Origin of the sequence: Shewanella algicola (assembly GCF_014648035.1) — a bacterium.
Taxonomy (GTDB): domain Bacteria; phylum Pseudomonadota; class Gammaproteobacteria; order Enterobacterales; family Shewanellaceae; genus Shewanella; species Shewanella algicola.
This window is the reverse complement of the sequence record NZ_BMQI01000048.1, coordinates 15148-38635: the sequence shown is the minus strand read 5'-3', so window position 1 is coordinate 38635 and position 23488 is coordinate 15148. Positions and strand designations below refer to the sequence as shown.

The window sequence follows — 23488 nt, the reverse complement described above, 5'->3', positions numbered from 1 at the left end:
CGGGGTGATTCAGGTTTCTTTCAACCTGACGGGTTTGCCAGCTTCGCTGGGCAAACAAAAAAGCCAATCAGATAATGATTGGCTTTTTTTTACATTTTTTTAAGGTGTTAAAGACGCAGGTTTTTAAAGGCGTCACCCATCACTTTTATACTATTGATGAGTATCAGCTTTCATTTACAGAGTTAAGTGCTGCACTTGGCTCTAGCTTAATGTCATGAACCATGACATCTGTGGCAGTAGATTGAGCAGAAGTACTATTTAACTCTGCAGGCGTTTGACGGGATGGGCTTAACATATACCTTGCAAGCCACGCGGTAAGAGGGATTGTGAGCACAATACCTACGCTACCTGCAAGTGCATGGATAATGGCTAATGCGATCACTGGAGTGTTAATAAATTGCGTCAAGGGCATATCTAACCCCCAAACCATCATAATAGTCGTCAACGAACTACCAGCAAAAGCTAAGATTAATGTATTGGTCATCGTCCCCATAATATCTCTACCAATATTCATACTGGCGCGCATTAATTGGGTAGGTGAAAGTTTAGGATCTGTAATTCGTAACTCGTTGTAAGCTGACGCGATGGAAATAGCAACATCCATAACTGCACCTAATGCCGAGATCATAATGGCCACAAACATTAACCATCTAACCTGTATTATTTGATTAGATATATAGATAACGTCCTCACCTTTATCGAGGTAAATACCTGACAGATGAGCAAATTCACCAAAGACTTGGGCCATTATGCCAGCAGCAATAACACCTAATAATGTTCCACCCATTGCACAAAAACTTTTGCGGTTATAGCCCGATACTAAAATGAAATTAACCACAATTTTGATTGCCATCAAAATGATGGTAATAGGCACAGGATTAAACCCTGCAAAGATACTTGGAATTAACACTCCAATAATAAGCGCTGCAGTAAAGTAAAGTGACACAATTGAATGTAAGCCCTCTTTTTTACCAAAAGAAAGAAGTAAAATGACAAAGGCAAAACCCATCCAATAAATGGCTGTTGAACGCTTGTGGTTATAGGCCCAATAAATTTTCTCTCGACCCGTAACACGTATCATCATAATAAAGACATCACCTTGCTCAACTAACACATTATGTTGACGACTAAGAGGATTCTGTACTTCAACTATTGTGCCCGCTTCTGGGCCTTCTAGAATTTCAGCATTAAAGACTTGTTTACCCGTTAATATTGAAGGTACTCTGATATCAGCAGCCAACTCGTTACTCACCACATTTGTGACCCTAGCTTCCACAAAGCTCTGCTTTAATGACGATTTTGCTTTGAGGTTATCACTCAAACTTGGGGAAAAGTAAAATAACATGGTTGAAATTAAGGCGATTAAAATAGCAAAACGGTAGTCTTTTAACATAAGCAGTCTTTAATTTAAAAGCCTCAAGAAATGAATAGATTTGACATTGGATAACGAGTCTTAGTCACACTTTTGTTTAACCCTTATTCCAATACAAAGTGTTCTAAGTATTTTTTAGCACGATTATAGTGTTAATAAAGGCCCTTTTCAGGGCCTTTATTCATTCAGTTTTTACCTTATTGAGCTTCTACACAGCCTTGATAAACTTCATCTTGGTCGGCACTATCCTTATTAGGGTTAGCAAAGTAGCTCGTTGCATCATCGACGTTTACTGAATATAAAATCCCAGGATATTTAGGGTTTTCAGGGTCGATTTTGACACAAATTTCCTTATTCACTAGCTGAGTCCAAAGTGCTTGACCCGCGCCGTTATCAGTTCGTGCAAGCGTGATAGCACCATTGGTCTGGTACTGCTTAAATTCCCAGTTATTGTTGGTGTAATCGGCAGCATTAACTGACTTATTGGTAATAATATATTCCGTTAACATGTCACGAATTGCATAGACGTTTTCGTTGACAGAGTCATAAAATTTATCTTCACCCGAAGCAGAAACCCAACCATACATCTTCAATTGAGAACCATAACGGTAACTGTTTACAGCTAATTTATAAGTTGCTGCGGGGTCAAATGGCTCGCCATTAATTTCAGATATATTAATGCGGCTACCTTCATTGGTAACTTGATACTTGCCATCATCTCCCTTAGTTTGTGCAAATGCATCGCCAGTTAGATCAACGACAAATTTAATATTGCCATCAAATTGATCATAGTTGTAAGATTTAGCCCCCTTACGGAATGAGACTGTGATGTCGCCATCTTGATAAGGATTGAAGTAGCTATAAGACCATTCCATATATCGTTTTAGGTTCTCACCCGTAATATCAATACCGATTAAAGTATTATCGTATTTGTATAAACGAGTAGAATCTTTTTTCGCATAGTCTTGATCGTCAATAAGGTTTGAACCATCAGAGAATAACGATGCAGCCGAAATATCAGCACCAGATTTTTGCAATTGAATGGTATTAATAAAATCCATCAATGGTGTATCTTGTACTTTGGCTGTGTGAATAGTGGTATAAAGTCTACCAACTTCATTATTAAGATCTTCATGTACCGCTTCGTCAGCGCCACTACCTGGGGTGAATACACCAACAACTTTACCAATAACTTCTTGCGCATCTGCTTTAGCCATATCATCGACATATTGGAATTGCGCGCTAATATCTACATCTTGTTCTACGCCATATGTAGATATATTCGCCAGTGTGGTATCTACCATTTCCCACTTACCTGCGTCATTCTTTTTAAGTTTGATATCAGCTTTTGCTAATGCAGATCCCCACTTACCCGGCTCAATAATCTTAACACTGTTGGCTCGATTCGATTCGTCATAAACACCAGCAAGGGTTTTATCTTCTGTAGCGTGATTAGACTCTGCAGAAATATCTTTAGTGACTACATCTTCACCAACTTCACCTTTAGTGATGCTTTCAATATAGGTTGCATGTTCGTGACCTGCGAGAATAACATCGAATTGATCGGCCATTGCGGCTGCAACGTCGTAAACACCTGTACCACCAGAGTTTCTACTTAGGTGAAAAGCGCCCACAATAACATCAGGTTGGTATTCTTCTACTAATTGAGCCACTGCAGCTTGTGTTGATGCAAGCTCTTCGTCAAATTTTAGCCCCTTGAAATGTTCTGGAGCAGAAGCTTCCCAGTTAGGGATATTTGAAGGGGTTAAACCAACAATAGCGACTTTAGCTCCATCGACTTCAAATACTTGGAAAGAGCGAATGTAATTGGTGTTGCTTGCTTCCCACTTAATGTTATTTGAAACCACTGCGCCATTGAAGTGAGCAAGATTACGATCAACAAACTCGCGATCAAAATTAAATTCATGGTTGCCTGGTACCCATAAATCATAATCTAAAGCGTTAAGTGTAGAAACGACAGGATGAGTGGGATTATCGTTAAATAGTTGCGCCGAGTTGCCTTGAACGGTATCACCGATATCAATTAAAATCATGTTGCTGTTTTTGGCTTTTTCTTGTTTAAGCAAGGTTGCTATACGCGTTAAGCCAGCATCTTTATCTTCGCCATCTATTGCATAATCATAACCGAACAGACGACCATGCAAGTCGGATGTTGCCGCGATGGTAATTGTCACTTCATCAATATCTTGAATAGCACTTTTCACCACTACATCTGGCGTATTTGATAACGTCTTACCTTCTGCCGCTGTCGACGAGAGACTCGTTTCAACCGGTGTATCGACATAAACAATCTCATCATCACCATTACAAGCAGTAAGTCCTAATGCGGCAGAAATCACTACCGTTAATACTTTTTTATTTAGCATATCCATTACTCTTTATTTATCTTTTGACCCCAGAAGAAATCCCTTCTGAACTTTGTCAGCTAATTGTAATTATCATTTAGGCGTATTGTTCGCCATAGCCAACTAGTGTTCGAGTATAAGAACATGATTTTAAAAAAATGTGACTTAGTGCAAAAACTCTAATTAATAGCGAGGGCTTTGTCACACTTTAAAAATACAAGGTTAATATTGTATAAAATATGTAATCATTAATTTTCACGTTAGGAGAGGTATACACAGGATCATTAATACGGTAAACCTATTGATTAATATTACTAAACGGAGTGAGAATAGTTCGCAATAGATTTAAAGCATTGAGTTTTATTTAAATTAAATTACGAAGCTAAGCCGCTTCAGCAGTAAAATTGTCATCACTAGCGCGCCAAATAAATGGATTTAAAGATTAACAAAATAGCGAGTAATGCAAGATATCTAACGACTACGTTGTGATATTGTCATTTTATTTAACTTGTTTGTCAGGTTGTAATCAATATGGCATAACACAAGATATTATTAAAATTAGATCACTAAGCGATTATGGCTGCAGACCTTTTTTGGTTATTTATTCATCGTTTTGTGTCTATTTTTACTTCACTATCGTTTCTTTAAATTGAACTCAATTCCTTTGATAATTCACTTGCTTTAAGTTACCGCGCCCTTTCATTTGTAAATGAATTATGGCGACAACTATCCTGACAAAGGGCAACCAAGAATGTTCGAAATGACATAACGAGAAACAACACTACTATTTTAATAAACTTGAATTATAACTGTAAAAAAATCAGTACCCTGTCGAAAGGTTTTATGGTGTTAAGCGTGGATAGGCAACCCTCAAAATGGTTCTTTCATAAACTATCAATAACGATGTTCGAGCAACGTTTAAATTGGATTTTACTAACAAGGAAAGGGACATAAATTACTTACGCATATTGCTTGAAACAATCCAAATTCAACTCTTAACTTGAGGCCGTTGAAGAAAATGACGTGAGTCCAGACATGGATGTCTGGCTAGCTTTAGAGGGGAAGGGACGCCCCATCTGAAGCATTAGCATTTTAGAATAAGGCTGAAGAACATCGAAACGCGGTCAAAAGCTGGATTTAACCACGTCGCGAAATTATCGCCTTCCAGATAATTTTGATGTGGCGGCTGGGAGATCCAAGAGGGAACAGCCGTTGGTTTCCTCTTGGTCTAGTGTGGGCGAAGCGCCACGACGTTCGTGGCCACAGGCCATAACTTAAACACACCTTGGGACTACAACACCACCAACTATCTGCTCTACCACTAAGCTTGCCCATGCATTGTAAATAGGCGCGCCTGGGTGAAATCCATCGCTGGCCATGACCTGGCGCATAAAGTCGAGCATGGTTAACTCGGGTTGTGGGTTGTCTAACGGCAATGTAATCATGGTAAATTGACGCGTCTGATTGCCCTGCTGCTGATTGAGCTTAAGTATTAATTGCTGTAAACGATGGTTAAATTGATTAGCACGTTTGCCTAAACTCCACCGAAGTGGATTGGGCAAAACGGGAAACAACCCTAAAGGTGGCAATGCTGTGACTAAGATTTGTTTTGGCGTGTAGCGCTCTTTAAGCAATGTAAACAATGCTTGTTGTTGTAAAAGCCACTTATCACAACTCACCGATGAAGTAATATCATTGACCCCTAATGAGGTGACGATAACATCATAATGCCCTTGCCCGAGCACGGGATGGTCTGTGTCAATTTGTTGTATGGCTTGTAAGGTGGTTGATGTGGTTGCACCTGTTTTAGCAAACAAGGCGTAGTTAACATTTAATGTTGGGCTTAATTGCTCAATAACTTGACCGAGTAACGCCTGACTTTGATTTGCCACCCCAACACCCGCGGCGGCAGAGTCACCTAAAATTAATAAACTTAACTGAGGATTAGGCCCAGTTTGACCAACACGTTCACCTTCTGGTTCGGCAAGTCTTGGCGTGGTGCGGCGCACTTTGAGCCCTTGTAACACAAGCACCGGGGCCAACATAATCGAAATACCGTGATACAACATATTGGCTCCTTAAAAGTCATTTCCTGACATTATCTTATGTCATACTTGTCACTTGTCACTTGTCACTTGTCACTTGTCACTTGTCACTTGTCACTTGTCACTTGTCACTTGTCACTTGTCACTTGTCACTTGTCACTTGTCACTTGTCACTTGTCACTTGTCACTCAGGCATTATTGATTATCAGCAATAAATTGCACAACCACTTCGGCTAACACTTCACCTTTATCTTCTTGTAAAAAATGTCCGCCGCTGACTATGGTGGTGTGCTTTTGCCCTTGAGTGCCGGGAATGAGCTTTTGCATCAAAGCGTCGCCGCCTTTGGTAATAGGATCTGAGTCACTAAAGGCGGTTAAAAACGGCTTTTGCCATTGTGATAACACTTTCCAGGCTGCGCGGTTTTTATCTGCTGCGGGGTCATCTGGGGTTATTGGCACAAGTAAAGGAAACTGACGCGCGCCCTCTTTGTAGCGTTCATCAGGAAATGGCGCATCATACGCGGCAACGATCTCGGGCGTTAAACTTGATACACAAGCACTATTGATTAAGTTACCTGTTGGAAACACCTCAACATCTTGTGAGAACTGGCGCCATTTTAGAAAAGCGTCTCCGGGTTGATGATCGCCTGTGGGCAACATGGTATTGGCAGCAACTATCCGAGCAAAGCGTTCGTTGTGCTCTGCCGCTAATCGTAAACCAATTAAGCCGCCCCAATCCTGACACACTAAAGTAATATCACTGAGGTTTAGCTGTAACATCAATGAGGTTATCCAGTCGACATGACGCTGATAAGTGTAATCTGAGCGTTTTGTCGGTTTGTCTGAACGGCCAAAACCAATTAAATCGGGCACGATGACCCGATGCCCGGCTTTTACTAAGATAGGGATCATTTTACGATACAAAAAACTCCATGTTGGCTCGCCATGCAGCAAGAGTATTGGCGCTGCATCTTTGGGACCCTCGTCAACATAATGCACTCTCAACTCACCACCTTCGCTATCATCGACGTTTAAGTAGTGCGCAGCAAAAGGGTAATCTGGCAAATGAGCAAAACAACTGTCTTCAGTACGTAAAAAGTCCATATTATCTCTATTCCTTGTTCTGTGTTATGTGTTATGTGTTATGTGGGGCAAACGGTCGTCAATTTAATTAACCTGAGTTCGGGATAAGGGATGAACTTATGCTATTTAAAATCAACATGTTACCCCGTCCTCACTTTCAAGCTTGACATTTTTTCTGCTAACAAGGCGAATTGACGCGTCAATAGCTAGCCTATTGCAAGTCGATTCAACACAGTTAGCAGGCAAAGGGCTGTTTGAAAGACGTTTATTATCCCGAGCTCAGGTTAATTAGCTTAAGTCTTTGATTGCACGGCCTATGCCATCGACACTTAACGGGTACATTTTGTCGCCAACCAGTTTTTGAATAATCGAAATTGAATGATGCACCTGCCAGTATTGTTCTGGCTGTGGATTCAACCAGGCGACTTTATTAAAATGGCCTAATAATCGATTCATATATTCTATGCCGGGTTTTTCATTCCAATGCTCAACACTGCCGCCTTTTGCAATGATTTCGTAAGGCCCCATGGTAGCATCGCCGACAAAAATAACTTTGTAGTCAGATGAGAATGTGCGTAACACTTCAGCGAGTTCAATGGTTTTATCAAACCGGCGATTATTGTCTTGCCATACTTTTTCATATAAACAGTTATGAAAATAAAAAAAGCGTAAGTGTTTAAACTCGCTGTGCGCGGCTGAAAATAACTCTTCGCAGGTATGAATGTAATCGTCCATGGAGCCGCCGATATCGAAAAACATCAGCACTTTTACCGCGTTATGACGCTCAGGCTCCATGTGCACATCAAGTAAGCCGCCATTTTGCGCGGTTGAGCGGATAGTGGTATTGATATCAAGCTTTTCACTGGCACCTGTGCGGGCAAATTTACGTAACTTTTTAAGGGCTAATTTAATATTACGGGTACCGAGTTCACGGTCCTGATCAAAGTTTTTAAACTCGCGTTTATCCCACACTTTCACCGCGCTGTTATTGCGGTTTTTATCTTGACCAACTCGTATGCCTTCGGGGTTATAACCATAAGCACCAAAAGGCGATGTGCCGCCTGTGCCTACCCATTTATTACCGCCAGCATGACGTTTTTTTTGTTCTTCAAGGCGCTCTTTCAGTGTCTTCATTAGCTCTTCAAGACCGCCAAGCGCCTTGAGTTGATCTTTTTCTTTTTGGCTTAAGTTTTTTTCAAACTCTTTACGCAGCCAATCCTCTGGTAATAATTTGTCAAAAATATCAATATGTTCGATGCCTTCAAAATACTCTGCAAAGGCGTTGTCGTATTTGTCGTAATATATTTCATCTTTAACCATGACAATTTTGGCCAGGTTATAAAATTCTTCTACATCAGCAAATACCACACCTTTTTTAAGCAAGGCGATAAGGTCAAGTAGTTCGCGCAAACTACAAGGTATTTTGTGTTTTTTTAAGGTGAGAAAAAAATCTATAAACACAGCAATGCTACCTGTTTCTGCGGCTCATAAAGGCCAGTTTTTCAATCAATGACACATCCTGTTCATTTTTTAATAATGCACCAAATAACGGAATAATATCTGATTGCTTATCGAGTAATGTCTGCTGCGAAATGTCATCGGAGATCAGTAGTTTTAACCAATCAATGAGCTCGGAAGTTGATGGCTTTTTCTTAATGCCATTAACTTCGCGCAGATCGAAAAACACATCCAAAGCCTGAGTTAACAGGGTTTGCTTTACATCTGGATGATGCACATCGATGATTTTTTCCATTTCCGCTTTGGTTGGGAACTTAATGTAATGGAAAAAACAGCGACGTAAAAACGCATCTGGCAGCTCTTTTTCATTATTTGAGGTGATGATAATAATGGGGCGCTGTTTTGCTTTTATCACTTGCTGAGTTTCATAAACATAAAACTCCATCTTATCGAGCTCTTGCAGTAAATCGTTGGGGAATTCAATGTCAGCTTTATCAATTTCATCAATTAATAAAATGGGACGTTGTTCTTCTTCAAACGCCTGCCATAGCTTACCTTTGACAATGTAGTTGCCAATATCATGCACTCTAGCATCACCTAATTGACTGTCACGCAGGCGTGATACCGCATCGTACTCATACAAACCTTGTTGGGCTTTGGTAGTCGATTTAATGTGCCATTGATACAGTTTACAATTAAGCGAGCGCGCTAACTCTTCTGCTAACTGTGTTTTACCTGTACCTGGCTCCCCTTTTATCAATAACGGTTTTTCGAGTGCAATGGCTGCATTAACCGCTAATGTGAGATCGTTTGATGCGATATAATTTTGGGTACTTTTAAACATGGTTAACCTTTCTATTTATTCGTTATTTTGATAATACATTCAATCATTAAGCAAGCTTAATCGCTACCGGTGTGCCATTGAAAGCCGCGTTTCCTGTCAGCATATCAACTCGTTTAGCATCTGTTAAATCATTAATACTCACACCGGGTTGAGTGGCTGCTATCGACATATTGGTGCCCTGTTGATTATGGCCCCAGCCTTGCGGCATGGTAACCACACCGGGTTGCACGTCATCGGTAATCACAATGTCTATTTTAATTTCACCAACCGCTGAGCTGACTATTACTTGCTGGCCAGTCTTGGCCCCCAGGGCTTGTGCATCATGTGGGTGTATTTCTAAAGTACACGGATTTTTACCTTTGACTAGCCGCTGTGAATTTTGAGTCCAGGTGTTATGGCTCTTCACTAAACGGCGGCTGATTAAATCAAATGGAAACTGATTATCACGAGCACTTTGCGTCATAACAGTATGTAATCTCGGTAAATCATCTTGATAAACAGCAGGGAATAAATCAATCTTGCCATTCGCGGTTTTAATCCGCTCTGATAAACATGGCATAAGCGGACTAATATCAATGCCGTGTGGATTATCAATTAATTTTTGTAAACTCATGCCCTGCTTGCCATATGGGCCTTTTTTAAGTTCCATATCCAATATCATTTCAGGGGTAACCTGCTGCATTGGGTCGTCAGCAGGCACATTGAGCATGCGCGCTGAAATCTCTTTGAGTATTTGCCAATCACTGCGTTGATCGCTGTGCTTTTCAAATAATGGTGCTGAATATTTCACCGTATTTCTAACCGAAAATGAGTTAAAAAAGATATCAAAGTGTGAATTTTCGACGCCTGTAGTGCCCGGTAAAATAATGTCAGCGTATTTGGTGGTTTCATTAAGGTAAATGTCAATCGACACCATGAAATCAAGCTCACTAAATGCAGCCGCAAGTTGGTGACCACTCGGAGCAGATAACACCGGATTACCCGCAACGGTAATTAAGCTTCTAATTTGGCCTTCCCCCGGGGTTTGGATTTCTTCCGCTAATGCTGCGACCGGAAACTCTCCATTAAAAAACGGTAATTTGCGCACGCGTGATTGATGTTGCCCAAATGAGCTTTTATGACCCGCCTGGTGATTACGCAATAAATCAAATGCTGGTTGAGGAAACATTGCCCCGCCTGCACGGTCAAAGTTACCGGTAATAATATTAAGCACGTTGGTAAGCCATAAACAAATGCCGCCAAACGATTGGGTAGATGCGCCCATGCGGCTGTAACACACCGCAGAGTCTGCTGCGAGCATTTGCGCTGATAAGGTTTCAATCACCTCATCCTCAATACCCACTAACGGGCTGACCACGTGTGGCGAGAAATCTTTTACTAATTTTTCGATTTCATCTAACCCATCAACCTTATCGCTTAAATGACGCAAATTGACTTTATTAGCAGCAAACACGCAATGAATGAGTGACAGCAATAAAAAGGCGTCTTTTTCAGGGCGAATAAACACATGTTGGTCGGCTATTTTTGCAGTGCGGGTTTTACGTGGATCAACCACCACTACTTTGCCTCCGCGTTTTTGAATAGCTTTTAAGCGGCCAATGACATTAGGCGCGGTCATCATACTGCCATTAGAGACCACAGGGTTTGCGCCAATAATTAACATAAAGTCGGTGCGGTCAATATCAGACACGGGGATTAACATGCCTGCGCCAAACATAAAATTAGCGGCTACATGATGTGGTAATTGGTCGGCAGAGGCTGAGCTAAACCGATTTAGGGTGCCAAGTGACTTCATAAACGGTTTGAGAAATAATGCATTGCCTAAACTGTGGGCATTAGGGTTACCTAAATAGACGGCCTGGGCATTGTTGCCGTGTTGCTGTTGGATAGTTTTAATTTTGCTGACGATTTCGCTAAAGGCATCATCCCAACTGATGGCTTGCCAGCCCGTTGCGGTGCGTTTGATTGGGGTTTTTAATCGATCGTTATCGGTATAAAAGTCTTCTAATGCTAATGCTTTGGGACAATTGTAACCTTGACTAAATGGGTCAAGTTGATCGCCTTTAATAGAGATAATTTGCTTATCTTGATAGCTAATTTCTAAGCCACACATGGCCTCACAGATATTGCAATTTCGGTAATGGGTATTGATTTCGCTCATATTATTTACCTGCTCGGCCAGACATACAAAAAAACAGCACAATATGTAAAAATTGTGCTGATGGATTAATGGTTAAATTTTAACGATTAATTTGCCTTTGTTGGCACCGGAAAAAAACAAATTAAGTCCGGTCATAGCTGACTCAAGCCCATCTAACACATGCGCGCGATGTTTAATCTGCCCGTTCATCACATACGGTGTCAGCTTTTGTAATAACGCCGGAACCTCGCCAAAGTGGTCTGGCATGGTGAAACCTTGAATAATCAAACGCTTTTTAATCACCTGGATCCAATTTGGTCCTAAATCAGGTACCGCTTTTGGGTAATCGGCAATCATGCCACACACCACAATACGGCCATGGGCATTCATTCTGGCAAACACATGATGCTGAATAGGACCGCCGGTGTTTTCAAAATAAATATCAACACCCTTTGGCGTTAACTCAGCGAGTTTGGCTTCGATATCATCGGTTTTGTAATTAACCGCCCCGTCAAAACCTAACTCATTAACAATCCAATCTGCTTTTTCATCGGTACCGACAACACCTATTACCGTCAAGCCATCTGCTTTGGCCAACTGACCCACAATTGAGCCCACCGAACCAGCTGCGCCAGACACAACAATGGTTTCACCTTTTTGAGGTTTGCCGACATTGAATAGCCCTTGGGTAGCCGTTAAACCGGGTAACGCAAACACAGATAATATGGCTTCATCGGGTAATGGCGCAGTCACTTTGTTTAACCCTGGACCATTACTTAAAAAGTATTCTTGCCAACCCATCATGCCCATTACGCGATCACCGACTTTAAAATCTGGGTGCTTACTTTCAACGACTTCACCAATCCCTGAGCTGCGCATCACCTCGCCTAACTCAACCGGCGGGATATAACTCTCGGTATCAGGGCTCATCCAGCCAAACATCGCAGGGTCTAATGACATATGGCTCTGCTTAACAAGGAATTGACCATCAGCAACGGTTGGCATTGGTTTTTGTACCACTTCAAATAATTCTGGGCCGACTGGGCCGCCTTGTGGGCGAGCGATAAGGTTAATTGCGGTAAATGTGCTCATGTGTACACTCTCATTTTTTAGTTGATTAGGCGCCAATATCAGGCGTTATTTATCGTTTTTTTAGCTCACAAGCTGGCTAATATTTTTTATGCTATTGATATCTTGGTGACGATAAAAATGTTTAAAATGCAGCGCTAATTTTTCGCTTTCAACAAACACTTGTCGCCAATACTTGATTCGTTGCTCGGGTGTTAATTCAATAAAATCTTTGCGGTCAGGAATTTTTTGATAAGGCAATGACGCAACAAACTCGGCAGAGGGACATAGCAACACCGTTTTATCGTAGTGTTGCAACCTGACCTTACGCGACAAATTTTTATCAAACCAACCCGCCTTTAAGGTTGAACTAAAATGCGGATATAAGGTTAGGCCGGCATTTTGAATGTCAAAATCAAAGTGATAATCAATAATGCCGCCGTCACGGTACATGCCTTTGGGGCAATCAGGAATGTCTTTAATCCCTTGCATTACCATCGGAATAGAGCCTGACGCTAACAAGGCCCGCTTGATATTGTTTGAGTTCAATTTCACCGAGGTTGTCGGTAAGCTATCTGGATCGTTTAACAACAAATCACTCTGGTGATGTTGAAAAATAAACCGTTCATACTGACTTTTAAGTAATGGTCTGCTCAACGCATTGTTGATAAAACTCTTAGTTAACCCAGCCCCTTGTTTAAGCTTGTTCTCTGAAGCCACCAAGCCATTGCATTTAGCCACAATAAAATGCGCTTTAAATACGGGGTTATTGACGATTTCATCAGCGCCTGTTGCGCCAAATAAAACCTCCAGTAATTCGAAAGCTTTTGTGGTGATTTCTAATGGCTGCGGTTTTTTATCATCTGAATATACCGTTTCACTGTAGTTTTTTGCCAAACGTTCTATGGCTGCCACTGGGTCGTTTTGCGCAAAACACGCAGCACGAAATGCACCAGCACTTGAGCCGATGAGGTTTAATGGTTGTTGTCTGTCTTTAAAAAACTCACCAAATATATATTTATCTAACCCCAACAAAGTAAACCATTTAGGCCCGCCACTGGCACCTAAAAAAGAGCTAAATAGCTCTGGTGAAAATCCTTGTTGTTGGATTGTTTTCAAGGCCGTGTCACCGGCATAAATTTCTAACATAAAATAATGATTACTTACTCTTACAGCAACTCAATGGCAAAGTGAATGTGATTAACACTTAGATGACCTATTGCATTGTGATAACTGATGTTAATTTTGGTATAAAGATACGCTGAGTCGCTATACAACCGACTCAGCACTGTTGATAAGCTATGCCTGACTACGCAAGTCTTTGCGCAATACTTTACCGACATTACTTTTAGGTAATTCATCCATAAACTCAATGATTTTAGGACGTTTATAATTGGTTAACATTTCGGCGCAATGATCAAAAATATCTTGTTCAGTAAGATTGGGATCTTTACGGACAATGTAAACTTTAACGCGCTCACCAGTCGCATCGCAAGAAACACCTACTGCAGCAGCCTCGAGCACGCCTTCATGAGAAACGATAACTTCTTCAATTTCGTTAGGGAATACGTTAAAACCAGACACAATAATCATGTCTTTTTTACGATCTACAATCCTAAAGAAACCATTTTCATCCATGGTGGCAATATCGCCGGTGGCTAACCAACCGTCTCTTAACACTTCGTCAGTGGCTTTTTGGCGATTATAATAGCCTTTCATCACCTGTGGACCTTTAACCCACATTTCGCCAGGTTCGCCTAAGGCAACATCTTCGCCATCAGCGCCAACCAAACGAATGTCAGTCGATGATGCAGGTAACCCAATAGAGCCATTGTATTTTTCTTGATTATACGGACTCATTGTCACCAATGGTGCACACTCTGTTAAGCCGTAACCTTCTAACAATTTAGAGTGAGTTACACGCTCCCAATGTTCAGCGACTGGACGTTGTACCGACATACCGCCACCAAAGCCCATTTTAAGTGCGCTAAAGTCTAATTGATCAAAACCTGGGGTATTAAGTAGGCCGTTAAATAAAGTATTTACCCCTGTGATAACGGTAAATTTATACTTGGCTAACTCTTTAACAAACCCCGGCATATCGCGTGGGTTAGTGATCAGTAGATTTTGGCCGCCAAAGGGTAAAAATGCCAAGCAATTAGAGGTTAATGCGTAGATATGGTAAAGCGGCAGTGCCGTAACCATAAACTCTTTGCCGATTTCGTATACGTTTTTGGTTACGGCATTTGATTGTTCAAGGTTGGCAACCATATTACGGTGCGTCAACATGGCACCTTTTGAAGGGCCAGTAGTACCGCCGGTATATTGTAAAAAGGCTAAATCAGCCCCCACTACGTCTACTGGCGTAAACTGACTTTTACTGCCTTTGGCCATTGCGTCATTAAACTTAACCGCGTTGGGTAAATCAAAAGGCGGCACTTGTTTTTTAAGGTGCTTAATGGCGCCATTAATTAGTGCACCTTTAATCATACCTAACCTGTCACCAACACTGGTGGTAATGACATGTTTAACATCTGTTTTATTGATAACAGCCTGCAATACATGGGCAAAGTTTTCTAATATAAGAATGCCCTTTGCACCAGAGTCTTTAAGTTGGTGCTCTAATTCGCGCGCGGTGTACAAAGGGTTAACGTTAACAACGGTTAAGCCTGAAATTAATGCGCCAAATAAGGCGATTGGATACTGCAGTACATTTGGGATCATAATGGCGAATTTGTCGCCTTTGACTAAGCCTAAATCGTTTTGCAAGTAAGCCGCAAACTCTTTAGCTTGTTGTTCGAGTTGTTCATAGGTAATGCTGACATCCATATTAATAAATGCCGTGTTACTTGCATATTGCTTGGTATATTTCAAAAACAATTCTGCCAACGAGTTATATTTATCTGGATCGATTTCAAACTCAACCCCAGGCGGATAACTCTTTTCTAGCCAAACTTTTTCCATAATACTGTCCCCTTTATTATGATGCGAAAACTATCGCCATTTTTATTATTATGATGACCTTCCAACAAGCAACTTAACGCTTACAACACTTCAAATAAACCCGCTGCGCCTTGACCGCCACCAATACACATACTAATCACCACGTATTTTACCCCGCGACGTTTTCCTTCTATTAACGCGTGCATCACCATGCGTGTGCCACTCATGCCGTATGGGTGACCAATTGAGATTGCGCCGCCATTAACATTTAATTTGTCCGCAGGAATGCCGAGCTTATCTGCACAGTAAATGACTTGCACTGCAAAGGCTTCATTGATTTCCCACAAACCAATGTCGTCTATGGTTAAGCCATTACGCTCGAGTAATTTGGGGATCGCATAAATAGGTCCAATGCCCATTTCGTCGGGTTCGCATCCTGCAACTACCATTCCGCGATACGCGCCTAAGGGTTTAAGGCCGCGCTGCTCGGCGAGTTCTCGCTCCATCACCACAACCGCAGCGGCGCCATCAGATAATTGCGATGCATTACCGCCGGTAATTGAGCCATTATCTTTTACGGCTTTTAAGCCAGCTAAGCCATCGATATTGGTTGATGGACGATTGCCTTCATCTTTTGTCAGGGTTACTGGCTCTTTTGAAATCTCGCCAGTGTTTTTATCCATCACTAACTTAGTGCAGCTTACCGGTACAATTTCATCATCAAATTTACCCGCCTCTTGAGCTGCTGCAGTGCGCTGTTGTGACATGAGAGCATAAGCATCTTGACGTTCACGCGAAATATCATAGCGGTTGGCCACGATTTCAGCGGTATCAAGCATGGGCATATAAATAGCAGGACTATAATCTTTTACGCTAGGGTCAACCGCGCGATGCATATTCATTTTATCGTTTTGCACCAAACTGATTGAGTCACATCCGCCAGCGACAACAACACTGGCGCCGTCAACTACAATGTGGTTTGCGGCAAGGGCAATCGACATCAACCCTGATGAGCATTGACGATCAACTGTCATACCAGGTACAGATACAGGTAGCTTGGCAGCCATGGCAACCTGACGACCAAAGTTCATTCCCTGGTTACCCTGGGTTAGTGCGGCACCAAAAATACAATCGTCAATTTCATTTGGGTCAATACCCGCGCGTGTTACCGCGGCATTAACAGCAACGGCTGATAACGTTGGGGCGGATAAATCATTAAATGCACCACGGTAGGCTTTGCCAATAGGCGTGCGGGCGGCTGATACAATGACGGCTTCTCTCATGACAAATTCCTTTTATATATAGAGTGCATCTTGTTTAATGCACATTGTGAGTGGTGTTGTTGCAATCCAATGACACCACTCAACCGACATCACCCCAGTGACCTCGGAATAATCTAATCAATTTATTATTGTTGTTGTGCTTTCATGAATGCCATGGCTTTCATGATAAATTTTTCACCTTGCTGCGCGCCCGACACCAATGCTTTTTGATTGTCTTGTGCCGTTAATTGGTCCCAATTGTCACGCACGGCTTCAGGGCTTTGTTTAGCCGTAGGAATAAAGCAGCCGTCGGTTTCAAAAATACCGGCACTTGAATAACCACCCGCGCCAGCACATAAAATAAATCGATTAGGTGCTGCTTCATCACACAAGGTCAACATGCCCGCGGTCACGGCTTCAGGCGCAAAGGCTTTAACGATTTCTTCGGGCATTAAATCTTCTGTCATGCGGGTACCCGCGGTAGGAGCTAATGCATTGATGTGAATATTGTTTTTAGCACCTTCAAGCACTAAGGTATTCATTAAACCAATAAGAGCCATTTTTGCCGCACCATAATTAGCCTGACCAAAGTTGCCATACATGCCACTTGATGAGGTTGTCATGACAATTCGACCATAGTTTTGTTGCTTCATGATTTCCCACACCGCTTTGGTGCAATTAACCGAGCCCATAACATGGACGTCCATCACTAACTTAAAGTCATCTAAGGTCATTTTCGAAAACGATTTATCACGCAAAATACCGGCGTTATTAATTAAAATATCAACACGACCCCACTTATCCATGGCCTGTTGCACCATGTCTTGTACTTCCTCAAAGTTCGCCACATTTGCACCATGACTTATGGCTTCGCCGCCCATGGCTTCAATTAACTCAACCACTTCTTGTGAGGCTGCAGATGAAGCGCCACTGCCATCACGTGCGCCGCCAAGGTCATTCACCACCACTTTAGCGCCACGCTTAGCCAAGGCTAATGCATGTGAACGTCCTAACCCGTTACCCGCGCCTGTGACAATAGCCACTTTTCCTGCAAAACTGATAGTCATGTTGGTCCCCTTAAGATGCTGAATAATTTTTATTGTTATAATATTTTTATATGTTTGATTACTTAACCATTTGTACTGAAATCCATTCAGCAACCAGTGCCGGTGTGTCGCAACCTTCAATTTCAATGGTCACTTCAGTTGATAGACGAAATTGCCCAGGTTTTTTCTCTTCAATCGATAAGGTTTTAGCATGTGCACGGATTCGGCTGTTTACGGTTACCGGCTGTAAGAATCGCACTTTATCGAACCCCGCATTGAGACCCATATAAAAACCATCAATAATCACGCTAAACTCTTCTGCAAAATGCGACAACATAGATAACGATAAAAAACCATGCGCAATAGTTGAGCCAAAAGGTGTCGCTTTAGCTTTTTCTTCATCGACGTGAATAAATTGATGATCTAGGGTGCATTCAGCAAATTGATTGATTTGCTGTTGATTGATTTGATGCCACTCAGTTGGCGCGGCTTGATGACCGATGTAGTTAGCAATCTCGTTACGATTAATCACTGTTGGCATGTTCCCTTCCCCTTTTGCTGACGCAAGACAATCCATGAATGAAATTTATACGATAACTCATGCTAATTGGGGTTTATCAATTAAACAAATGAATAGTTTTGATACTTAGATATTATCAATATGAATAGTCTGTCATTTAGCGATAGAGAGTACTAATATAAAAAAAGCATTACCTAAAATTAAGGTAATGCTCTCTTTTTAAAGATTAAAATATACCATTAATGCGTTAACTCATGATGTGTTAACCTTTCAACAATGCTCAATTGTCGCCACAGTACGGTTAAAACCACTCACTCTGCATGTCATAACTGGTGCTGTCGGTGTTAATCAAAATGTTTGACCATGAGTAAATTTCGGGCAATTCGAATCGATAGAAGTACTGAGCAGCTTGCAACTTACCTTGGTAAAAGTGCTCATCCGTTTGATGCGGTTGCTCAGCTAGCGCTTTTGTTGCCACTATGCTTTGTTTTAGCCACAACCAAGCAATAATCACATTGCCAAATAGCTCAAGGTATTTAACTGAGTTCGACAAAGCCAAATCAATATTCTTTGTTGCCATTGCGCTTAACACAGCCTCCGTAGTGGTGGTTAAGGTTTCAATTGCTTGACTCAGCTGAGTAGAAAACTCAAGTAAGCTTGGATGCTGCTTGGCCTCATCAATGGTTTTAAGCATTTCATTTAAGGTGGCTTTATAACCCTGCATTTTGTTCATGGGCAATTTACGGGTGATTAAATCCAAAGATTGGATCCCAGTGGTACCTTCATGAATGGGATTAAGGCGATTATCACGATAAAACATTTCAACTGGATGTTCGTTAATATAACCGTGCCCACCCATGACCTGTATAGCAAGTGAGTTAGCTTTAGGGCCGTATTCCGATGGCCAGGTTTTAATGATTGGGGTTAAAAAATCTAATAGTGTATGGGCGTATTGTCGCTGCTCTTCCGTGGCAGCGGTATGTGAATCGTCACTTAATTGCGTACCGTATAACACCAAGGCCAACGCGCCTTCGGCATAGGCTTTTTGAGCCAGCAGCATTCGTTTTACATCAGCATGTTCAATAATATTGACCATGGGTGATAACGGATCTTTGCATGATGGCAAGCGTCCTTGAGGTCGGTTTTTAGCATAATCAACTGAGTATTGGTATCCCGCAACGGCGATGACTGCCGCGCCAGTACCCACCATAATACGGGCTTCATTCATCATATGGAACATGTACTTGAGGCCGCAATGCTCTTCGCCTACAAGGTAACCCACTGAGCCATTTTTTTCACCAAAACTCAGTGCGGTAGAGGTTTGCGCACGGCCGCCCATTTTATGGAATAAGCCCGCTAAGGCGACTTCGTTGTCGGCGCCAATAGAGCCGTCGTCATTGAGTAAAAACTTGGGCACAACAAACAACGAAATGCCTTTAACACCTTTTGGTGCGCCTTGAATACGCGCCAATACCAAATGAACAATATTGTCACTTAAGTCGTGATCGCCACCCGAAATATAGATTTTACTGCCACTTATACGATAAGTGCCATCATCGGCCTTTACCGCCTTGGTGATTAAATCGCCCAATCCTGAGCCACTGCCTGGTTCGGTCATGGCCATGGTGCCCATAAAACGGCCTTCACGCATAGGTTTTACCCAGGTATTGATTAGTTCATCACTACCATGGGCTTGCAACAAATTAGCATTGGCGGTGGTAAGCATGTTGTACCCCATGCCCACTCCGCCAGCCACGCTTAAAAACGCCCCCGCGGCACTGGCAATAATAGGCGGTAACTGCATGCCATCAAGGTCATAATCGGCAGTGGCCGAACCAATACCAGACTCATTAACCGCGGCGATGGCAGTTTTCAGTTCTGGTATAATGTGCACTTTTTTACCATCAAAGGTAGGTTGTTCGATATCAAGCTTTTGGCGAATAGGAAGAAAATGTTTTTCAGCAATGGTTTTAGCGGTATTTATCACTTCATTAAAGGTTTGGCGATCATGATCTTGGTATCGCTCACGGCTTGTTAACCCTTCACTGTCAAACAGTTCGTAAAGCATAAACTCGAGATCACGTTCATTCATTAATGTTGCTGGCATAATATTCTCTTCTTATTCTGTAATGCTTAATCCGATGATAATGGGCAAACTCACTGCCACTTAAAATGCTGATACACCACCATCAACGGCAATGCATTGGCCTGTCATATAAGTGTTGCTTGGCGACAACATCATTAACATCACCGCGACGATTTCTTTAGGCTCACCTAAACGGCTCATTGGGGTGCCTCGGGCCATTTTCTTTTGCTTCTCTTCATCAGCAAAGTTAGTCACCATAGGCGTTAACGTAAAGAAAGGGCAAATGGCATTGATACGAATGTTGTCACGGCCATATTCAACCGCCCCGGTTTTGGTTAAACCAATCACCGCATGCTTAGCCATAGAATAAGCACTGCCTCGGGCTGCCCCGCCTAAACCTGCCATCGAACTTACGTTAAGGATTGCACCCTCACCTTGTTTCAGCATTTGTGCAATTTGATGGCGCATACCAAATTGAACACCCTTAACATTGATGGCAAATTGGCTATCCATAATCGATTCATCAATCATATGCAACGGCATAAACTCATGGGCAATACCGGCATTATTGACGCCGATATCAACACGGCCAAAACACTCAAGCGCGGTATCAACCATGGCCTTACAAGATTCATCTTTTGATACGTCGCATTTCATTGCGATCACTTCAGCACCGGTTGCGGCAATGTCATCTGCGACTTTTTTTACACCAGCTTCATTGATGTCGCTGATGACTAACTTTGCGCCACGCTTAGCTAACTCTTGTGACAGCAACTTACCAAAGCCTTGGGCTGCACCTGTAATAACGGCAACCTTGCCGGTAAAATCTAATAATGGATCCATGCGAGTAACTCCTGTAATTGATGGTCTTGTTGTGTTTTTATTTTGATTATTCAGCGGTGTTGATCACTTGTAATGCCATTTGCGCTAATGGAGCAACAAACGAGCCGACTTTATTTGCGTGTTCATTTGAAGCGTTGCCTTCGGTGGCGCGTTTAGCCACCCCTTGAGCAATAGCAGCTAAACGGAAAAAACTAAAAGCGAGATAAAACGCCCAGTTATCGATGCGTTCAATGCCCATACGTTGACAATACTGGGCAACATAGTCTGCTTCACTTGGTATACCCAAACTGTCTCTATCAACATCTTTTAAACCATCAATGGTCCCCATGCCTGCTGGCATACGCAGTTGCATACATTGATAGGCTAAATCGGCAAAAGGGTGCCCTAACGTTGACAGTTCCCAATCAAGAACGGCAATGATCTCGGGGCTGTCTTTGGCAAACATCATGTTGTCTAAACGAAAATCGCCATGTACAAGGCACACACGGCCGTCATCTTGCGGTAAGTTGTCTTCAAGCCATTGGATTAATACATCCATTGCGGGGATAGTTTGCAATTCAGTTAGGCGATATTGTGACGTCCAACGACCCAATTGGCGTTCAAAATAATTTCCCGCTTTGCCATAATCGGTTAAGCCAACGGCATCAACATCGACACTGTGTAGTGTCGCGAGGGTTTTATTCATCGCATCATACATGGCAGCTCGGTGCTCATTAGTGTCAACATCTGCTAGAGATGCGCTCCAGAACACTTTTCCGTCGCAATATTCCATTAAATAAAACATTGAACCAATAACATGGGTGTCTTCGCACAGGTGATAAACCTTAGCAACGGGCACATCAGTGTATTTGAGAGCATCAAGTACGCGGTATTCGCGATCAACGGCGTGAGCCGATTTTAATAACTTCCCTGGAGGCTGGCGACGCAGTACATAGACACCCGACTTAGCGGTAAGTTTATAAGTGGGATTTGATTGACCACCCGAGAATTTCTCAAGTGTTATTGGTCCTTGAAAACCCTCAACGTGTTGCTGTAAATAAGCACTAAGCTGATCATTATCGATAGGAAATGTATGTGGCATTTCGCAATACTCTTATTGTTAGATTGATGACAGTAATAAAATGATAATGGTAGGCCAACTCGCCCCAGCGTTTGTTGACCTGCCTGCAATGTTATTGCGTTACCTTTTTCACTAAATCACGGCCAAGTTGCATCATGTGCACTTGATCTGGGCCATCGGCTAATCTCAGCGTACGCTGGCCTGCCCAGGCATGTGCCAAGAATGTATCCTGGCTAACACCAACAGCACCATGGCATTGAATTGCACGGTCAATCACATCAAGTGACATACTGGGCGCCACAATTTTAATCATGGCAATTAAATCTTTCGCGGCTTTGTTGCCATCGGTGTCCATCTTTTGCGCCGCTTTTAAGGTCATTAAACGGGCTTGCTCAATCTGACAGGCAGATTTAGCAATGTCTTCACGTACCGATTGCTGCTTAATCATCGGCTGACCAAATACAATTCGCTCACTGACGCGTTTGCACATTAAATCTAATGCTCGCTGGGCAATACCGACTGAACGCATACAGTGATGGATTCGTCCTGGGCCTAAACGACCTTGCGCGATTTCAAAACCTTTGCCTTCACCCACGATAATATTGTCAACAGGTACACGGACATCGGTAAAGGTCACTTCAGCGTGGCCTTCTGGTGAGTCATCATAGCCAAATACTTGCATCGGTCTGACCATCTTGACCCCAGGGGTATTCATTGGCACAAGCACTTGAGATTGTTGAATATAACGATTGGTATTGTCTGGATCGGTTTTGCCCATCACAATCATGATTTCACACTGTTTACGGCACGCTCCGCTGATGTAAAACTTGCGGCCATTAATGACATATTCGTCACCATCACGAACAATACTCAACTCAATATTGGTAGCATCACTTGAGGCCACTTCGGGTTCTGTCATGGCGAATGCTGAACGGATTTTGCCCTCAAGCAGTGGCTCTAACCATTGTTTTTTCTGCGCCTCATTACCGTATTTAGCTAACACTTCCATGTTGCCGGTGTCGGGGGCGGCGCAGTTAAACACCTCGGGAGCCCACATCACTTTGCCCATAATTTCAGCTAATGGCGCATATTCTAGATTGGTTAACCCGCCACTGTACTTGCCATAAGCGACAGGCAGAAATAGGTTCCATAAGCCTTGTGCTTTTGCTTTAGCCTTAAGCTCTTCCATTAACGGAGGTGTTGACCATGGATCAAGGGCCACTTGTTGATGCATTTCATCCTCGACCGGATAAACATGCAAATCCATAAACTCGTTGACCTGGTTAATTAACCCTTGAACTTTTTCGCTGTATTCAAAATTCATATGGTGTCCTTTTACTGAATCTTAGTGC

At 42.4% G+C, this 23488-nt stretch carries 17 protein-coding genes; all 17 read right to left on the bottom strand.

Annotated features, from left to right (window positions below):
• Positions 1-163: 163 nt before the first annotated feature.
• The 17 genes from IEY42_RS17555 to IEY42_RS17475 all read right to left on the bottom strand — a co-directional run bounded on the left by IEY42_RS17555 (position 164) and on the right by IEY42_RS17475 (position 23460).
• The gene (locus IEY42_RS17555) at positions 164-1393 is read right to left on the bottom strand and encodes a YibE/F family protein (protein WP_188926605.1); all 1230 of its coding nucleotides are present in this window, start codon (positions 1391-1393) and stop codon (positions 164-166) included.
• Positions 1394-1569: 176 nt separating this feature from the next.
• Positions 1570-3759, bottom strand: coding sequence for a bifunctional metallophosphatase/5'-nucleotidase (locus IEY42_RS17550; protein ID WP_229780141.1), 2190 nt, complete (start codon positions 3757-3759; stop codon positions 1570-1572).
• A gap of 1253 nt (positions 3760-5012) precedes the next feature.
• Entirely contained in the window at positions 5013-5807 is a 795-nt protein-coding gene (locus IEY42_RS17545) for an SGNH/GDSL hydrolase family protein (RefSeq protein WP_188926603.1), read from the bottom strand.
• A gap of 171 nt (positions 5808-5978) precedes the next feature.
• Complete coding sequence (locus tag IEY42_RS17540; RefSeq protein WP_188926602.1) at positions 5979-6887, bottom strand: haloalkane dehalogenase; 909 nt, start codon at positions 6885-6887, stop codon at positions 5979-5981.
• Between the two features lie 267 nt (positions 6888-7154).
• Positions 7155-8327 (bottom strand): vWA domain-containing protein, encoded by a 1173-nt coding sequence (locus tag IEY42_RS17535; protein WP_188926601.1) that lies wholly within the window; start codon positions 8325-8327, stop codon positions 7155-7157.
• 7 nt (positions 8328-8334) lie between these two features.
• Entirely contained in the window at positions 8335-9168 is an 834-nt protein-coding gene (locus IEY42_RS17530) for an AAA family ATPase (RefSeq protein ID WP_188921565.1), read from the bottom strand.
• 46 nt (positions 9169-9214) lie between these two features.
• Positions 9215-11329: a molybdopterin-dependent oxidoreductase gene (locus tag IEY42_RS17525; protein ID WP_188926600.1), complete on the bottom strand. Its 2115-nt coding sequence runs from the start codon at positions 11327-11329 to the stop codon at positions 9215-9217.
• A gap of 72 nt (positions 11330-11401) precedes the next feature.
• Positions 11402-12400, bottom strand: coding sequence for an NADP-dependent oxidoreductase (locus tag IEY42_RS17520; protein ID WP_188926599.1), 999 nt, complete (start codon positions 12398-12400; stop codon positions 11402-11404).
• Positions 12401-12460: 60 nt separating this feature from the next.
• A complete protein-coding gene (locus IEY42_RS17515) occupies positions 12461-13525 on the bottom strand; it encodes a patatin-like phospholipase family protein (RefSeq protein ID WP_188926598.1) in 1065 nt (354 codons plus the stop codon).
• Between the two features lie 150 nt (positions 13526-13675).
• Entirely contained in the window at positions 13676-15340 is a 1665-nt protein-coding gene (locus IEY42_RS17510; RefSeq protein ID WP_188926597.1) for an AMP-binding protein, read from the bottom strand.
• Between the two features lie 80 nt (positions 15341-15420).
• A complete protein-coding gene (locus tag IEY42_RS17505) occupies positions 15421-16602 on the bottom strand; it encodes an acetyl-CoA C-acyltransferase (protein ID WP_188926596.1) in 1182 nt (393 codons plus the stop codon).
• Between the two features lie 125 nt (positions 16603-16727).
• The gene (locus IEY42_RS17500) at positions 16728-17648 is read right to left on the bottom strand and encodes an SDR family NAD(P)-dependent oxidoreductase (RefSeq protein WP_188926595.1); all 921 of its coding nucleotides are present in this window, start codon (positions 17646-17648) and stop codon (positions 16728-16730) included.
• 58 nt (positions 17649-17706) lie between these two features.
• On the bottom strand, positions 17707-18168 hold the full coding sequence (locus IEY42_RS17495) for a MaoC family dehydratase (protein ID WP_188926594.1): 462 nt from the start codon (positions 18166-18168) through the stop codon (positions 17707-17709).
• Positions 18169-18448: 280 nt separating this feature from the next.
• A complete protein-coding gene (locus tag IEY42_RS17490; protein WP_188926593.1) occupies positions 18449-20254 on the bottom strand; it encodes an acyl-CoA dehydrogenase in 1806 nt (601 codons plus the stop codon).
• A 60-nt stretch (positions 20255-20314) separates the two neighbouring features.
• Positions 20315-21076: an SDR family NAD(P)-dependent oxidoreductase gene (locus IEY42_RS17485; protein ID WP_188926592.1), complete on the bottom strand. Its 762-nt coding sequence runs from the start codon at positions 21074-21076 to the stop codon at positions 20315-20317.
• A gap of 46 nt (positions 21077-21122) precedes the next feature.
• Positions 21123-22157, bottom strand: a complete 1035-nt coding sequence (locus IEY42_RS17480; RefSeq protein ID WP_188926591.1) for a phosphotransferase family protein — start codon at positions 22155-22157, stop codon at positions 21123-21125.
• A gap of 91 nt (positions 22158-22248) precedes the next feature.
• Positions 22249-23460, bottom strand: coding sequence for an acyl-CoA dehydrogenase family protein (locus IEY42_RS17475; RefSeq protein WP_188926590.1), 1212 nt, complete (start codon positions 23458-23460; stop codon positions 22249-22251).
• Positions 23461-23488: the final 28 nt, after the last annotated feature.

Bases quoted from the DNA above. Each gene is read 5' to 3' on its own strand.
- IEY42_RS17490 (WP_188926593.1), bottom strand. From the start codon at position 20,254: ATGCCAGCAACATTAATGAATGAACGTGATCTCGAGTTTATGCTTTAC.
- IEY42_RS17540 (WP_188926602.1), bottom strand. From the start codon at position 6,887: ATGGACTTTTTACGTACTGAAGACAGTTGTTTTGCTCATTTGCCAGAT.
- IEY42_RS17505 (WP_188926596.1), bottom strand. From the start codon at position 16,602: ATGAGAGAAGCCGTCATTGTATCAGCCGCCCGCACGCCTATTGGCAAA.
- IEY42_RS17485 (WP_188926592.1), bottom strand. From the start codon at position 21,076: ATGGATCCATTATTAGATTTTACCGGCAAGGTTGCCGTTATTACAGGT.
- IEY42_RS17530 (WP_188921565.1), bottom strand. From the start codon at position 9,168: ATGTTTAAAAGTACCCAAAATTATATCGCATCAAACGATCTCACATTA.
- IEY42_RS17495 (WP_188926594.1), bottom strand. From the start codon at position 18,168: ATGCCAACAGTGATTAATCGTAACGAGATTGCTAACTACATCGGTCAT.
- IEY42_RS17555 (WP_188926605.1), bottom strand. From the start codon at position 1,393: ATGTTAAAAGACTACCGTTTTGCTATTTTAATCGCCTTAATTTCAACC.
- IEY42_RS17525 (WP_188926600.1), bottom strand. From the start codon at position 11,329: ATGAGCGAAATCAATACCCATTACCGAAATTGCAATATCTGTGAGGCC.
- IEY42_RS17545 (WP_188926603.1), bottom strand. From the start codon at position 5,807: ATGTTGTATCACGGTATTTCGATTATGTTGGCCCCGGTGCTTGTGTTA.
- IEY42_RS17475 (WP_188926590.1), bottom strand. From the start codon at position 23,460: ATGAATTTTGAATACAGCGAAAAAGTTCAAGGGTTAATTAACCAGGTC.
- IEY42_RS17550 (WP_229780141.1), bottom strand. From the start codon at position 3,759: ATGCTAAATAAAAAAGTATTAACGGTAGTGATTTCTGCCGCATTAGGA.
- IEY42_RS17515 (WP_188926598.1), bottom strand. From the start codon at position 13,525: ATGTTAGAAATTTATGCCGGTGACACGGCCTTGAAAACAATCCAACAA.
- IEY42_RS17520 (WP_188926599.1), bottom strand. From the start codon at position 12,400: ATGAGCACATTTACCGCAATTAACCTTATCGCTCGCCCACAAGGCGGC.
- IEY42_RS17510 (WP_188926597.1), bottom strand. From the start codon at position 15,340: ATGGAAAAAGTTTGGCTAGAAAAGAGTTATCCGCCTGGGGTTGAGTTT.
- IEY42_RS17480 (WP_188926591.1), bottom strand. From the start codon at position 22,157: ATGCCACATACATTTCCTATCGATAATGATCAGCTTAGTGCTTATTTA.
- IEY42_RS17500 (WP_188926595.1), bottom strand. From the start codon at position 17,648: ATGACTATCAGTTTTGCAGGAAAAGTGGCTATTGTCACAGGCGCGGGT.